The following is a 13,343-nucleotide window of genomic DNA, read 5'->3' as shown; positions in this document are numbered from 1 at the left end:
CGCCCTTGTGGCTTTGAGGGAGGACCAAACGTGTGGATCCGCAGTTTGTTGAGCTCGTCAAAGCTCTCACCGCCCCCCTCGTCGCTACCGGCGGCATCACCGGCTGGTACCTGCTCTACCGCAAATTCGACGCCGAACGCGCAACCTCCCTCCGGGAAGACAACAAAACGCTCCGCGAGGACAACAAGTACCTCACCGAGCGGCTGGACAAGGCCGAGGAAACCATCGATCAACTACGAGCGAAACTCCGGGGTGATCAGGCATGACCCGACACACAGCGCGTGAACCGTTCCCGCCCCGGTGGGCGTTCCTCGTCCTCGCCGTCCTGATTCTGGGCGCACTGAGCTTTATGGTCTATGACAAGCTCTCGACCACAGCTGACAAGAACACCGCCCAGGCGAACTCCCAGACCCTCGCGCAGGACATCCAGACCGTCTGCGCGACGAAGGGGAAGCTCATGGTCGAGGAGCGGGATCTCTGCGTGAAGGCCGAGCAGGTCCAACAGAACCCCACGGAGGCGATTCCCGGCCCGAAAGGTGACCCAGGAGCGCCGGGCAAGGACGGCGCCGAAGGCCCGCCCGGCAGTACGGGCGCCACGGGCCCCGGCGGACCGACAGGCGACGCCGGCGCGGCCGGCAGCACCGGACAACCCGGCGCCGCGGGACCCAGCGGAACGCCCGGGCAGACAGGACCGACAGGCCCGGCCGGCGCGCAAGGCCCCACCGGGCCGCAAGGTGAGCCCGGTCCACAGGGCCCCGCCGGAGCGGATGGCCAGCCCGGTCCGCCGGGACCGCCCGGTCCGAATGGCGCCTCCGGTACCAGCCCGTCGTCGTTCACGTTCACCTACCTTGGCACCCCGTACACGTGCAGCCCAAACCCGCCCGGCTCATCGACCTACACCTGCTCGAGCGGAGGCGTTGCGCCATGACCGGATTCACACTCCCGACATCCCGCCCCGTCACTCAGGCGTGGGGTGCTGAGTTCGACGACTGGGACGGTGACGGTGTCGTTGACTACCCCGGCGGCTTCTACCACTCCATCGGCTGGGACGGGCACAACGGCATCGATTACGGCTGCTTCGTCGGCGACCCGGTGGAAGCAGTAGCCGACGGCGTCGTGACCTTCGCCGGGGACGCCGGAAACTGGCACGCCATCCTGTCCGGCGGAGGCAACGCAATCCTGATCGAACACCCCGAATACGGGGTCCAGACCGAGTACCTCCACCTCTCAGAGTGGCTGGTCCAGGCTGGCGACACCGTCCGGCGCGGGCAGGTCATCGCCCGTTCCGGGAAGACCGGAGCGGCAACAGCGGCGCACCTGCACCTGGGCATGCTCAAAATCCGCGGATACAACCTCGCCGACCGCTGGCGCGGGCGCATCGACCCGACCCCCTACCTGTACGGCAGTCTCAACCCCGACTACGCTGCGGCCGCCGTCGGTCCGCAGGGCACCATCACATCACAGTCCGAGGAGGACGACATGGGCATTCTTGACGAACCAATCACCCGAGAAGGCGGTGGACCGCTCAACGGCAAACCGACCACCCTCCGCGCCGTCGTGGCCAACTTCGACGCGAACGTGCACTATACCCGGGAGGCGATCAAGGGCACCGTGGCCGCCACCGTCACCGCGCTGCTCACCACCAAGATCAGCCGGGCAGGCGGCGCCACCGGGCAGACCGACCTGCTGTCCACTCTGGCGTATCTGGATGCCAATCTGGACAAACTGGACGCCAAGCAGATTCTCGACCCGTCTGCGGTGCAGGCAGCTGTCTCCGCTGCGGCCGACGCTGCGCTGAAGGACATCACCATCACGCTCAGCAACGCGCCCGGTGCAGCAGCGGAAGGAGCCAAGTAATGGCCGACCACCTCGCAACCACCACCCAGGCCGCGAACCCAGGCCGCGCCACCATCCGGACAGCGGTGGCCGTGGGTATCCCGGCGTTCCTCGGCCTGCTGGTCATCGTGCCGCAGATCATCCAAGTCGTCGTAGACGGCTTCGGCCAGCACCTCCCCGACGGGCTCCGGCTCTGGTTGGCCGGCGCCGCTGTCGTCATCACCGCGGCGTCCGCGACCATCACCCGCGTCATGGCCATCCCCGGGGTCATCGAGTGGACCCGGACCTACCTGCCTTGGCTCGCACCCGACCAGAAGTAGACACGACACCATCCCCGCAACTGGTAAGGTTGCTTGGTTCCGTCCCCTCCCCCAGCGTGACGGAACCACACATAACCGCCCCCGCGCACCTTCCCCCAAGGATGCGCGGGGGCGGTTTTGTGTTCCCCTCCATGTGCAGGCTGGCTCTTCCATGAGTGCTATGCGGGACGCGGTTCTGCCCCCAAACATGCCTTCGGCCGGAACCGCCTCCCGAGAACACCGTAGGACAGTACGGGCCAGTAGCCTTGATGGTTGACTTGCGTATTACGGCGCTCTATGTTTGACGCGGCCACGCCCCCAAACCGTGGCCGCTGAAACGCCCCCGCGCCCTGTCCCCCCGATTTGGTGCGGGGGCGTTTCTCTGTTTCAGTTTGACCGTGCCCACGGGCCGTAAGACCCGTAACACCGGCCCACCGGCGTGCAATTATGGTCTAATGCCCCTCGCCTTCACGCTCAATAGCGTTACCTATGGCTGCCTCACGCCCGACCCCGGGGAACCGGGGACCACCCACACGTGGGAATACGGGAAGCAGCCCAAGGTCGTCGCGACGCTCGCCCTGGTTGGCGGCGGAACCCTCGACGTCTACGCCAGGGCCGAGCGCTGGACCCAGTCCCACATTCTCGTCCGCTGGGAAGATGACGACTACCGTCCGCGCCACGCATGGCTACCCTCGGACAGCGTCAGGCGCGTCACCGCCTCCGAATGGGACATCTGGGAATACCACCGCTGCCCCGCTAACCTCCGACACGTCCGGTGGGGAGACCGGCTGCCTGGGTTCCTGCCCGCGTGAACTTGAAGCATCAACATCAGGCGTAGACTCGAAAGTGACCCGGTTGTTTAGCAAAGGGCATCTAGGCATTGGAGACCCCGTCAGCGAGTAACCCTGGCGGGGTTTCCCTTCAAGGTGAGGAACCTCCGCCTGCGTCATGCCAGTTCCGTGAGTAGTCGGGGTGGCTCTTGTAGCTAGCCGCAAGAACAACCAGCATCGATCGACGGGCGATGGAAAGCGGATCATGCGAGCTGTTTGCCGCGCCCCGTTTCCAGTCCTCCAGGATCGCCCGCTTCTGGGCGCACTCAGCCATCATGCAGGCCGCAAGACGTGCGTCGCTGTCCTGGGCACCGAGCAGGCGTGCTTCTTCCTCAGCGATGCGCGCCTCAAGAAAAACCACAATGTCCACGCAGACAGTGTCCCATGCCCCCCGCCAGTCCTCTGCTTAGCTGCCGACCGCCCGCTGGTGAAACCGGCGACCGGGGCTTCTTCAGGGCTGAATCCCATGGGCAAATCGTGGGCAAAAGGGGCCACCACAAGGCAATTGAGCACCATCGAATAGACCCTAACGAGCCGCCCGCCAGGCACCCAAGGGGCCGTTCTTGCCCGGAATCACGGCGATTACTCGCCCTTTGGTGGGATGGGTTGACCGATACGCCGGGTTCTGTGCTCCCGCGCTGTTACCGGCACGGGAGTAGCGGCCATCCATCTACGGACGCCGTTGCCGACGCCCTCCAGCGGCCTACCCGGACACTCGGGCGGGCAGCCCTCAAATGTGTCCTGTCTGGCCTTGCTCCGGGTGGGGTTTACCTAGCCTTCCCGGTCACCCGGGAAGCTGGTGGTCTCTTACACCACCGTTTCACCCTTACCTGCCACCAGCACCGTGCGGACACGGTCCCGGTGCAGGCGGTCTATTCTCTGTGGCACTGGCCTGCGGGTTACCCCGAGTGGGCGTTACCCACCACCCTGCCCTGCGGAGCCCGGACGTTCCTCGAGCCACTTGCGTGACGCGCGGCCGCCTGGTCAACCCATCCGCTGTTCATTCTACGGTCTTCATTGGGGCCGCCGCGCCGACGCTTTTTCCAGCCCGCGGTGGGAGAATTGAAGCAGCAGTCCCGCTTAAGGAAGCGATTCAGATGGACGCCGTCGCAGTCATTCTCTTGGTGCTTGTTCTCGTCCTGTTGCTCATTGCCGCCCGGATGTCGATCCGGATCGTGCGCCAGTACGAGCAGGGGGTGCTGTTCCGGCTAGGGCGGGTCATCGGGGTCCGGATGCCGGGCCTGCGCTTCGTCATTCCAGTCCTTGACCGGCTCCAGCTGGTCAGCCTGCGGATCGTGACCATGCCGATCCAGTCGCAGGGCATCATCACCCAGGACAACGTAAGCGTGGACATTTCCGCCGTCGCCTACTACCGGGTGGTTGACGCCGTGAAGTCGGTCGTGGCGATCGAAAACGTGGCAGCCGCTATCAACCAGATCGCCCAGACCACCCTCCGGAAGGTTGTGGGCCGGCACAGCCTGGACCAGACCCTGTCTGAAACGGAGCGCATCAACAGCGACATCCGCGAAATCCTCGACGCCCTCACACTGGAGTGGGGCGTCGAGGTGACCCTCGTGGAGCTCAAGGACATCCAGTTGCCGGAGAGCATGAAGCGCGCCATGGCCCGGCAGGCCGAGGCCGAGCGGGAGAAGCGCGCCAAGATCATCGCCGCGGAGGGCGAATCGATTGCGGCGGCGGCGCTTGGCGAAGCCTCGGACATAATGATGTCGCACCCGCTCGCCCTGCAATTGCGGAACCTGCAGTCCCTCGTTGAGATCGCGGTGGATAAGAACTCGACGGTTGTGTTCCCCGCCCCGCTGATGAGCACCATCGGCGAACTCTCCGCGTTCCTGGCCCGGGAGACCCAGGCAGCGCAGGCTGCGGGGCAGAGCGCTGCAGCGGCACAGGCGGCACAGGCTGCGCAACCCCCGCTACCCCCACAACGACAGCAGCCGCCTGCGAAAGCGGCGTAGCTTCGCCCTTCCCCCTAAGATCAAGGGATGGATGAGCCGCAGCTTGACCGCCGGCGGATGCTGGAACTCGGTGCCGGCCTTCTGGGTGCCGCAACGCTGGCCGCCTGTTCCCCGCCGGCCGGGCGGCAGGACGGCGTCGGCGGCCCGTCCGAAGGGGCCACCGGCGGATCAGGCCCGGTCGCCCAGCCGTCCACGTCGACGCCTGCCGCCCCGGGGACGCCGGCACCGCGTGTCGTCGTCCGGACCGACAGCTTCGTCTCGCGTTTCCGGCCGAATACCGATACGGAATGGTCCCTCGCCATACCGGTGGTCGCCGGGTACGAACGGGACAAAATGCCGGTGGCGCTCTTCCTCCACGGCACGGGCAGCGACAACCGGTTCCTCTTCGACAATCTGGGTATCGAGGCCGTGCTGCAGCGTTACCTGGCCGACGGCGGGACGCCCTTCGCCGTCGCGTCGGTGGACGGCGGCGACACCTGGTGGCACCGCCGCACCGACGGCACGGATACGGGTTCGATGCTTATTGACGAGTTCGTCCCGCTCCTGGCCTCGCAGGGCCTGGACCTCGGCCGGTTCGGGCTGTTCGGCCTGTCCATGGGCGGTTTCGGCGTGCTTTTGCTGGCCTCGCAAGGCAAGATTCCCGGCCTGCGCGCCGTGGCCGCAATGAGCCCCGCCGTCTTCAGCGATTACGACGACAGCCTCGAAGACGCCTTCGACAGCCCCGAGGATTTCGCCGCCAATGACGTCTTTGCGCTGCGGCCCAAACTGGCGCCGCTGCCAAAGCGGATCGACTGCGGGACCGAGGATTCACTTCTTCCCTACGTCAAGGATTACGTCGCCGGCCTGCCCGGCCACGTCGAAGGCGGCTTCCAGCCCGGCGGCCACGAGGAAGCCTACTGGCGGCTGATCCTGCCTGCGGTTCTTTCCTTCTTAGGCCGGCAGCTCGCCTGAGCAGCCGCCGGTAGGATCGTACGGTGCTGATTCTGCTGCCCCCGTCCGAAGGCAAGACCCCCGCGACCGGCGGCGACGCCGTCGATCCTGAGTCGCTGAGCTTCCCTGTCCTCAACAGCTACCGCGCCAAGGTCCTCGAAGCGCTCGGCACGGTCAGCGCCCACCAGGACGCACTCGCGCTGCTGGGAGTCGGCGCCTCGCTGAAGGACGACGTCGAACGCAACACGCGCCTGCACGCCGAACCGGCAGCACCTGCACACCAGGTGTACTCCGGGGTGCTCTACGACGCGCTGGGTTACAAATCCCTGACGCCCGGGCAGCGGCGGAAGGCGGATGAGTCCGTACTGGTCATTTCCGCGCTCTGGGGCGCGATCCGATTCGCCGACCGGGTACCGGCGTACCGGCTGTCGATGGCGACGGCGCTGCCCGACGTCGGTCGGCTGGCCTCATTCTGGAAGCCGCAGCTCACCGAGGCCCTGGCTGCCGCGGCGGCCGGGCAGCTGCTGGTCGACTGCCGCTCCAGCACCTACGCCGCGGCATGGGCTCCCCCGCCCGAGCAGACCGTCGCGGTCAACGTCTACACCGAGGTCAACGGCGCACGGAAGGTGGTCAGCCACTTTGCCAAGCACACCCGCGGAGAACTGGCCCGGCACCTGCTCAGCCGCCGCGGCAAGGCGCCGCAGACTCCGGCGCAGCTACGCCAGGCGGCGGCGGAAAAGTGGGCCGCCGAGCTCATCCCCGGCACAGCCCGCAAGCCGCACGCCCTGAACCTGATCCTGCCCGGCTAGCCGGCAGGCCGCTGGACGGCAGACCGCGGGGCTAGGCCCACTCTGTCGAGCGGACCAGGATGCAGCCGGAGTCAGGGCAAAAAACAATGTCGTCTTCCGCGGCGGCCTTGATTTCGGCGAGGTCGCCGGGGCTCAACTGCATGCCGGACCCCTCCGAGGTGCCGTGGAACAGCCGGGCGGCGCCGACGCCGCGCTTGGCCAGTGTCTTTTCGTACACGGCGAGCATGCCTTCGTCGAGGCCGGCGGCGAATTCGGCCCGCTGGCCGCGCACAACCGTCAGCTCAGCCGCCACTTCGGCGAGCTTCTCGTCGATTTCAGCACGGATACTGCCGAAGGATCCCTGGATGTCATCGACGATCTGCTGCTGCGACGCCTGGCGCAGCCGCAGCGAATCCAGCCGCTCCAGAATCTCAAGTTCGACGTCTTCCAGGTCCGAACGCCGCTTGTTCAGCGAGGCGATGTCCCGCTGCAGGGCCACGAGGTCTTTGGACAGGCCGGTCCCGCTGTTGAGTTTTGCTTCGTCGCGCTCGATCCGGGTGGCGACCTGTTCGACGTCGGCCTCGGCGCGCTTGAGTTCGAGTTCGGCGTCGTGCACGGCGACCTTCGCAGCCCCGAGCTCGCCGTTGGCCACGCTGAGGGCGGCTTCGAGGTCCGTGATCCGGGAGTCGCTTTCAAGGCTGCGGCGGCGGTTGGAGAGGGACTTGAGCCTGGCATCGAGTCCCTGCAATTCGAGCAACTTCAACTGTTCCGCCGGTGCTGCCTTGGCCACTATTTCCTCCGCTTGTTCACTTACCGGCCGGAGCCGGGCACCGTACGGGCGCTCCCTAGACTCTAGCGCCTGGCGCGTTCCCCGGCTCCCTGCGCTCGCCCGGGGCACCTCGCACTTTAGTCGCCGCCCGGAGTCAGAATGAAGTCCCACGGATCGCTGTTGGTGGTGCTGACCCGGATCTCGATGTCGTGCCCTTGGTCGGTGAGCACGTTCCCCAGGGCCGCGGCGGCAGCCGGCAGCCAGAGCCACTCGCTGGCGAAGTGCGAAACGTCAATCAGGTACGGCCGGTCATTCACGGCGGCTTCCCGCGCTTCCGACGCCGGGTGGTGGCGCAGGTCCGCCGTCAGGTAAACGTCGGCGTTGCTCGCCCGGACCTCATCGAACAACGAATCCCCCGCTCCCCCGCACAGGGCCACGCGGCGGACCAGGCCGTCCCGGTCACCGGAGACCCGCACACCGCCGGCGACGGAGGGCAGGATGCCGAAGACCTGTGCCGCGAAGTCGCCCAGTGTCCGGACCTCGGCGAGGTCACCGACCCGCCCAATACCTTCCTCCGGAAGGCCGTTCGCCGCCGGCGTCAGCGGCACCACGTCCTGCAGCCCCAGCGCGTCGGCCAGTACATCGGAGACACCGCCGACGGCGGAGTCGCCGTTGGTATGCACCGTCAGCAGGGCGGTCCCGGACTCGATGAGCCGGTGCACCGCCTTGCCCTTGGAGGTGTTTGCCGCGACCGACGTGACGCCCTTGAGCAGCAAGGGGTGGTGCGTGATCAGCAGCTCCGCACCCCAGCTGACGGCTTCCTCGATCACCTCGAGGGTCGGGTCGACAGCGAAGAGGATCCTGCTCACTTCGGCGGAAGGGTGCCCGGCCACGAGACCTACTTCGTCCCAGGCCTCCGCCAGCGACTCGGGCCACAGCTCCTCGAGGGCCAGCTGGATCATGCCCAGCGTGGCGGCCGTTCCGGCGCTGCCCTCGCCGTCGTTGCCCGCGCCGCCGTTGTCGGCGGGCCGGTCTGAAACATCGTGGTTCTCAGGTTCCATACCCTCATTTTTACCCTATCGGCCGCCCCCGCGGCCCGGCCGGGAGTCCCCTGTAGCCGAAAGACATGGGGCAAATGGCGGCTTCGGGAATGATCCGGGCGCTTCATCCATTGAACAAACCATGAGCATTGAACAAACTCAGCGAACTTTCGTGCTCGGCGGAGGCTGCTTTTGGTGCCTCGACGCCGTTTACCAGAAGACCAGGGGCGTCAGCTCGGTTGTGTCCGGCTACACCGGAGGCCATGACCGCAACCCTGACTACTACTCGGTCTGCTCCGGGACCACCGGACACGCAGAAGTGGTGGCGGTGAGCTTCGACGAGGCCGTGATCCCGGCCGAGGTCATCCTGGACATGTTCTTTGCCCTGCACGACCCCACCACGCTGAACCGGCAGGGCTACGACGTCGGCACGCAGTACCGCTCTTCGATGTTCTACGAGACCACCGAGGAAAAGATCCTGTTCGAGGAGGCGATCGAGCGCAACCAGTCTCTGTGGGCGGATCCGATCGTCACCGAGGTCAGCCGGTTGCCGGAGTTCTATGTGGCCGAGGACTTCCACCAGGACTACTACGCCAAGTACCCGGAACAGGGCTACTGTCAGGTGATTATCAACCCCAAGCTCGCGAAAGCCCGGAAACATTACTCCGAGTGGCTCAAAGCTTAACCGGGCAGAAACCGCCCTCGTTAAGCTGACGTTAGAATTTCCTCTTCACAGATAGGCACCTATACCCATGGCACGAATCTATGACGATGTTACCCAGCTGGTCGGCGGCACCCCGCTGGTCCGGCTCAACCGGCTGAGCGAGGGCCTGGACGCCACCGTGGCGGTCAAGCTGGAGTTCTACAACCCGGCCAACAGCGTCAAGGACCGTATCGGCGTGGCCATTGTCGACGCCGCGGAGAAGTCGGGCGCACTAAAGCCCGGCGGGACCATAGTCGAGGGAACCTCGGGCAACACCGGGATCGCCCTGGCCATGGTTGGCGCGGCCCGCGGGTACAAGGTCATCCTCACCATGCCGGAGACCATGTCCACGGAACGCCGGGTCATGCTGCGTGCCTACGGCGCCGAGATCGTGCTGACCCCCGGTTCCGAGGGCATGCGCGGCGCGGTGGAGAAGGCGCAGGAGATCGTCGCCAACACGGAGAACTCCATCTGGGCACAGCAGTTCGCCAACGAGGCAAACCCCGAGGTGCACCGCCGGACCACGGCGGAGGAAATCTGGTCCGACACCGACGGCAAGGTGGACATCTTCGTCTCCGGCATCGGCACTGGAGGCACCATCACCGGTGTGGGCCAGGTACTCAAGGAACGCAAGCCTGACGTGCAGATCGTCGCCGTCGAGCCCAAGGATTCGGCCATCCTCAACGGCGGCGCCCCGGGCCCGCACAAGATCCAGGGGCTCGGCGCGAACTTCGTTCCCGAAATCCTGGACACCAACATCTACGACGAGGTCCTGGACGCCACCCTGGAGGACTCGGTCCGCGTGGCACGGGACCTGGGCGCCAAGGAAGGCATCCTGGGCGGCATCTCCTCCGGCGCGATCGTCTGGGGCGCCCTGGAGCTCGCCAAGCGCCCGGAGAACGCCGGTAAACTGATTGTTGCCGTCGTCTGCGACTTCGGGGAGCGCTACATCTCCACCGTGCTGTACGACGACATCCGCGGCTGAGTCCGGCTCTCCACAATTCGTTAGAAAGGTCTTAGTGAGCTTCTTCGCAAGACTGAAGGAAGACCTCGACGCCGCCCGGTCGCACGACCCGGCGGCGCGGGGCTCTTTTGAAAACTTCTTTGCCTACTCCGGCCTACACGCAATCTGGGCGCACCGTCTGACGCACCGGCTGTGGCAGAACCCTTCGCTGCGCTTCCCGGCGCGTTTAATCTCCCAGCTCGCCCGCTTCATGACCGGCATCGAGATCCACCCCGGCGCCACTATCGGCCGCCGGTTCTTCATCGACCACGGCATGGGCGTGGTCATCGGCGAGACCGCCGAAATCGGCGAGGACGTCATGCTCTACCACGGCGTCACCCTGGGCGGCCGCTCACTGGCGAAGATCAAGCGCCACCCCACCATCGAAGACCGTGTGGTCATCGGCGCCGGCGCCAAGGTCCTGGGTCCCATCACGATCGGGCGGGACAGCGCCATCGGTGCCAACGCCGTCGTGGTGAAGGACGCCCCGGCCGAGTCGATCCTGACCGGAGTGCCGGCCACCTGCCGCCACCGTGATGCCCGGCGGGAAACCAAGCCCGCCGTCGATCCGGCCGAGTACCTGATCGAATACCGCATCTAGGCCGCACCGAACAGGTCCCCTGCGGCTAGACCCTGCCGGGTATGCCGGGAAACAAGAACGGCCGGTGCCACCGAGAAACGGGAGCACCGGCCGTTGCCGTTCGTCCGGGGACTAGTGCGTATCCACAGCGCTGATCTCGGACTTGTCCTCGCCCCAGAGAGTGTGGAAAGTGCCCTCGGTGTCGACGCGGCCGTAGGTGTGCGCGCCGAACAGGTCGCGCTGGCCCTGGATGACGGCCGCGGGCAGGCGCTTGCGGCGCAGGCCGTCGTAGTAGGCCAGCGAGGAGGAGAACACCGGCACCGGGATGCCAAGCTGCACGGCAGTGGCCACCACGCGGCGCCAGGCCGGCAGGACTTCGGCGATCGCCTGGGTGAACGCCGGGGCGAAAAGCAGGTTGGCCGGCTTCTCCGCCGCGGCGTAGGCCTTAGTGATCTCCTTGAGCAGCTCGGCGCGAATGATGCAGCCGCCGCGCCACAGCGAGGCGATCTCATCGAGTTTGAGGTCCCAGCCGTATTCCGTGGCTGCGGAGGTCAGCATGTCCAGGCCCTGGGCGTAGGAGACGAGCTTGGAGGCATACAGCGCCTGCCGGACGTCCTCGACAAAGGTTTCGGGGACCTCGACGGCGGCTTCGCCGCCGGCGAGCAGTTCCTGCGCCAGCTTGCGCTGCGCCGTCTGCGATGACAGTGCCCGGGCGAAGACAGACTCGGCGATCCCCGACGTCGGCGAGCCCAGCTCGAGCGCGGAGATGACGGTCCAGCGGCCGGTGCCCTTCTGGCCGGCTGCATCCACCACGACGTCGACGAACGGCTTGCCGGTCTTCGCGTCCACATGGCCAAGGACTTCCGCGGAGATCTCGATCAGGAAGGAGGCGAGCTCGCCCTTGTTCCATTCGGCAAAGATCTTGGACTGCTCCGCCGGCTCGATCCCGGCGCCGGAGCGCAGCAGATCGAAGGCTTCCCCGATGACCTGCATGTCGGCGTACTCGATGCCGTTGTGCACCATTTTGACGAAGTGGCCGGCGCCGTCGGTGCCGATCCAGGCGCAGCACGGCTGGCCGTCGACGTGTGCGGAGATTTTTTCCAGCAGCGGGCCGAGCGCCTGGTAGGACTCCTTCGAGCCGCCGGGCATGATTGAGGGCCCGTTGAGGGCACCTTCCTCGCCGCCGGAGACGCCGATGCCGACGAAATGGAGGTCCTTCTTGGCCAAGGCTGCTTCCCGGCGCCGGGTGTCCTCGTAGTGTGAGTTGCCGGCGTCGATGATGATGTCGCCGGGCTCCAGGAGCGGCTCCAGCTGCTCAATCACCGAGTCCACCGGCTTGCCGGCCTTGACCATGATCAGCACGCGGCGCGGCTTCTCCAGCGAGTCCACCAGCTCCTGCAGGGTTTCCGTGCGGATGAAGTCGCCGTCGTTGCCGTGCTTTTCCAGCAGCGCGTCGGTTTTCTCCACCGACCGGTTGTGCAGGGCAACGGTGAAGCCGTTCCTGGCCAGGTTGCGGGCGAGGTTGGCCCCCATCACCGCAAGGCCGGTGACACCGATGTGTGCTGACATCAAAACTCCAATTCATTTCCGTGCAACGAGTGCAGTTCGTCCCGCACGTACAGCGGAACACGCATCGTGCGGGACAGTGGCTGTCGGTAAACCATATGTAGGTCCGGGCACTGCACGATAGCAGCGACCACGTGACGGAATACCGGGCGTCCCAACAGTCTATGATTTCCGCGGCCCATGCGCCGGTGCCCGCCGTGATGCGGCGCGCGCCACTATGCTTACGACTATGCCAACCAGCCTTCATACCAGGGCCATCGAGCATCTGGGAACGCGTATTATCACCGGCGAGCTCCCCGCCGGGCACGTCATGCTGGCCGAGCACCTCGAAGACGAGCTGAAGGTTTCCCGTTCGGTGGTCCGTGAGGCGGTGCGCGTGCTGCAGTCCCTTGGCCTGGTTGAGACCACCAAGCGGGTAGGCATTCGGGTGCTGCCGGCCAGCCGGTGGAACCCGTTTGATCCGCTGGTGATCCGCTGGCGGCTCGCTGGCGAGGGCCGCGGCGCCCAGCTGCGCTCCTTGGCCGAGCTGCGCACCGCCGTCGAGCCGGTGGCCGCGGAACTGGCTGCCCGCAATGCCCCCGATGACCTCCGCACCGAGCTGGTGGAAGTCTCGCATGCCTTGCGGGAAGCGGGCGTGGCTGGGGACATGCCCCGGTTCCTGGAGCTGGACATTTGCTTCCACTCCCTGCTGCTGACGGGCTCCGGAAACGAGATGTTCGCGAACATGGTGGGCCAGGTGGCGGAGACGCTGACCGGGCGCACCGTCCACGGCCTGATGCCGGACCACCCCGGGACCTCGGCCCTGCAGTGGCACGTCGACGTGGCGGAGGCGATAGCGGCCGGCGACGGAACGGCTGCCCGAGAGGCATCGAGCAACATCATGCGCCAGACCATCGCCGAGATGGAGCCGACCTGGAAGGACGAGCCGCGGGTCTTCATTCCGGTCCGCCGTTCCTCCTAGCGAAGGCCTAGCCCAGGCGGGATGCCGGCGGGATGCAGGCGTCCGGCCGGCGGAGCCCGGACGGG

Annotated in this window: 16 protein-coding genes and 1 other RNA gene; 12 read left to right on the top strand and 5 right to left on the bottom strand. The window is 66.4% G+C overall.

The annotated features are described in order from the left end of the window. Positions 1 to 32: 32 nt before the first annotated feature. From QFZ61_RS10320 to QFZ61_RS10300, 5 genes are all read left to right on the top strand, one after another. Positions 33 to 266 (top strand): hypothetical protein, encoded by a 234-nt coding sequence (locus tag QFZ61_RS10320; protein WP_307035721.1) that lies wholly within the window; start codon positions 33 to 35, stop codon positions 264 to 266. After that, entirely contained in the window at positions 263 to 928 is a 666-nt protein-coding gene (locus QFZ61_RS10315; protein WP_307035719.1) for a hypothetical protein, read from the top strand. Before QFZ61_RS10320 ends, QFZ61_RS10315 begins: the two co-directional genes overlap by 4 nt. Then, positions 925 to 1,857: a M23 family metallopeptidase gene (locus QFZ61_RS10310; RefSeq protein ID WP_307035717.1), complete on the top strand. Its 933-nt coding sequence runs from the start codon at positions 925 to 927 to the stop codon at positions 1,855 to 1,857. Before QFZ61_RS10315 ends, QFZ61_RS10310 begins: the two co-directional genes overlap by 4 nt. Further along, complete coding sequence (locus QFZ61_RS10305; protein WP_307035715.1) at positions 1,857 to 2,156, top strand: hypothetical protein; 300 nt, start codon at positions 1,857 to 1,859, stop codon at positions 2,154 to 2,156. Before QFZ61_RS10310 ends, QFZ61_RS10305 begins: the two co-directional genes overlap by 1 nt. Positions 2,157 to 2,590: 434 nt before the next feature. Next, positions 2,591 to 2,947, top strand: coding sequence for a hypothetical protein (locus QFZ61_RS10300; protein ID WP_307035713.1), 357 nt, complete (start codon positions 2,591 to 2,593; stop codon positions 2,945 to 2,947). Between the two features lie 109 nt (positions 2,948 to 3,056). On the opposite strand, the gene QFZ61_RS10295 is transcribed toward QFZ61_RS10300, so the two are convergent. Further along, complete coding sequence (locus tag QFZ61_RS10295; RefSeq protein ID WP_307035712.1) at positions 3,057 to 3,335, bottom strand: DUF6221 family protein; 279 nt, start codon at positions 3,333 to 3,335, stop codon at positions 3,057 to 3,059. Positions 3,336 to 3,563: 228 nt separating this feature from the next. Beyond that, positions 3,564 to 3,957: RNase P RNA component class A (gene rnpB / locus QFZ61_RS10290), an RNA gene on the bottom strand. Between the two features lie 105 nt (positions 3,958 to 4,062). On the opposite strand from rnpB, the gene QFZ61_RS10285 reads away from it, so the two are divergent. Genes QFZ61_RS10285 through QFZ61_RS10275 form a run of 3 tightly spaced genes read left to right on the top strand, consistent with a single transcriptional unit; the run spans position 4,063 to position 6,677 of the window. Next, positions 4,063 to 4,938, top strand: a complete 876-nt coding sequence (locus tag QFZ61_RS10285; RefSeq protein ID WP_307035710.1) for a slipin family protein — start codon at positions 4,063 to 4,065, stop codon at positions 4,936 to 4,938. 27 nt (positions 4,939 to 4,965) lie between these two features. After that, positions 4,966 to 5,889 carry an alpha/beta hydrolase family protein gene (locus tag QFZ61_RS10280; protein ID WP_307035708.1) on the top strand — a complete coding sequence of 308 codons (924 nt, stop codon included), beginning with the start codon at positions 4,966 to 4,968 and terminating at the stop codon, positions 5,887 to 5,889. Between the two features lie 23 nt (positions 5,890 to 5,912). Next, entirely contained in the window at positions 5,913 to 6,677 is a 765-nt protein-coding gene (locus QFZ61_RS10275) for a YaaA family protein (protein ID WP_307035706.1), read from the top strand. 31 nt (positions 6,678 to 6,708) lie between these two features. Here QFZ61_RS10275 and QFZ61_RS10270 read toward each other — a convergent pair whose 3' ends face one another. Beyond that, entirely contained in the window at positions 6,709 to 7,446 is a 738-nt protein-coding gene (locus QFZ61_RS10270) for a zinc ribbon domain-containing protein (protein WP_307035704.1), read from the bottom strand. A gap of 116 nt (positions 7,447 to 7,562) precedes the next feature. Next, a complete protein-coding gene (locus QFZ61_RS10265; RefSeq protein ID WP_307035702.1) occupies positions 7,563 to 8,486 on the bottom strand; it encodes a Nif3-like dinuclear metal center hexameric protein in 924 nt (307 codons plus the stop codon). 121 nt (positions 8,487 to 8,607) lie between these two features. On the opposite strand from QFZ61_RS10265, the gene msrA reads away from it, so the two are divergent. From msrA to epsC, 3 genes are all read left to right on the top strand, one after another. Next, a complete protein-coding gene (msrA, locus tag QFZ61_RS10260; RefSeq protein ID WP_307035700.1) occupies positions 8,608 to 9,150 on the top strand; it encodes a peptide-methionine (S)-S-oxide reductase MsrA in 543 nt (180 codons plus the stop codon). A gap of 67 nt (positions 9,151 to 9,217) precedes the next feature. Beyond that, positions 9,218 to 10,153: a cysteine synthase A gene (gene cysK / locus QFZ61_RS10255; protein ID WP_307035698.1), complete on the top strand. Its 936-nt coding sequence runs from the start codon at positions 9,218 to 9,220 to the stop codon at positions 10,151 to 10,153. Positions 10,154 to 10,187: 34 nt separating this feature from the next. Next, positions 10,188 to 10,772 carry a serine O-acetyltransferase EpsC gene (gene epsC / locus QFZ61_RS10250; RefSeq protein ID WP_307035696.1) on the top strand — a complete coding sequence of 195 codons (585 nt, stop codon included), beginning with the start codon at positions 10,188 to 10,190 and terminating at the stop codon, positions 10,770 to 10,772. 111 nt (positions 10,773 to 10,883) lie between these two features. Here epsC and gndA read toward each other — a convergent pair whose 3' ends face one another. Beyond that, the gene (gene gndA / locus QFZ61_RS10245; protein WP_307035694.1) at positions 10,884 to 12,320 is read right to left on the bottom strand and encodes an NADP-dependent phosphogluconate dehydrogenase; all 1,437 of its coding nucleotides are present in this window, start codon (positions 12,318 to 12,320) and stop codon (positions 10,884 to 10,886) included. Between the two features lie 226 nt (positions 12,321 to 12,546). On the opposite strand from gndA, the gene QFZ61_RS10240 reads away from it, so the two are divergent. Then, the gene (locus QFZ61_RS10240) at positions 12,547 to 13,278 is read left to right on the top strand and encodes a FadR/GntR family transcriptional regulator (protein ID WP_307035692.1); all 732 of its coding nucleotides are present in this window, start codon (positions 12,547 to 12,549) and stop codon (positions 13,276 to 13,278) included. The last annotated feature ends 65 nt before the right edge of the window (positions 13,279 to 13,343 follow it).

The sequence above is a fragment of the Arthrobacter sp. B3I4 genome (assembly GCF_030816855.1).
GTDB lineage: Bacteria > Actinomycetota > Actinomycetes > Actinomycetales > Micrococcaceae > Arthrobacter.
The sequence above is the reverse complement of the archived record's forward strand: the minus strand, read 5'-3'. Positions and strand labels throughout refer to the sequence as shown.

Excerpts from the sequence above, each read along its gene's own strand:
- QFZ61_RS10285 (WP_307035710.1), top strand. The coding sequence starts at position 4,063 with ATGGACGCCGTCGCAGTCATTCTCTTGGTGCTTGTTCTCGTCCTGTTG.
- QFZ61_RS10240 (WP_307035692.1), top strand. The coding sequence starts at position 12,547 with ATGCCAACCAGCCTTCATACCAGGGCCATCGAGCATCTGGGAACGCGT.
- QFZ61_RS10300 (WP_307035713.1), top strand. The coding sequence starts at position 2,591 with ATGCCCCTCGCCTTCACGCTCAATAGCGTTACCTATGGCTGCCTCACG.
- QFZ61_RS10305 (WP_307035715.1), top strand. The coding sequence starts at position 1,857 with ATGGCCGACCACCTCGCAACCACCACCCAGGCCGCGAACCCAGGCCGC.
- QFZ61_RS10265 (WP_307035702.1), bottom strand. The coding sequence starts at position 8,486 with ATGGAACCTGAGAACCACGATGTTTCAGACCGGCCCGCCGACAACGGC.
- gndA (WP_307035694.1), bottom strand. The coding sequence starts at position 12,320 with ATGTCAGCACACATCGGTGTCACCGGCCTTGCGGTGATGGGGGCCAAC.
- cysK (WP_307035698.1), top strand. The coding sequence starts at position 9,218 with ATGGCACGAATCTATGACGATGTTACCCAGCTGGTCGGCGGCACCCCG.
- QFZ61_RS10315 (WP_307035719.1), top strand. The coding sequence starts at position 263 with ATGACCCGACACACAGCGCGTGAACCGTTCCCGCCCCGGTGGGCGTTC.
- QFZ61_RS10280 (WP_307035708.1), top strand. The coding sequence starts at position 4,966 with ATGGATGAGCCGCAGCTTGACCGCCGGCGGATGCTGGAACTCGGTGCC.
- msrA (WP_307035700.1), top strand. The coding sequence starts at position 8,608 with ATGAGCATTGAACAAACTCAGCGAACTTTCGTGCTCGGCGGAGGCTGC.
- QFZ61_RS10310 (WP_307035717.1), top strand. The coding sequence starts at position 925 with ATGACCGGATTCACACTCCCGACATCCCGCCCCGTCACTCAGGCGTGG.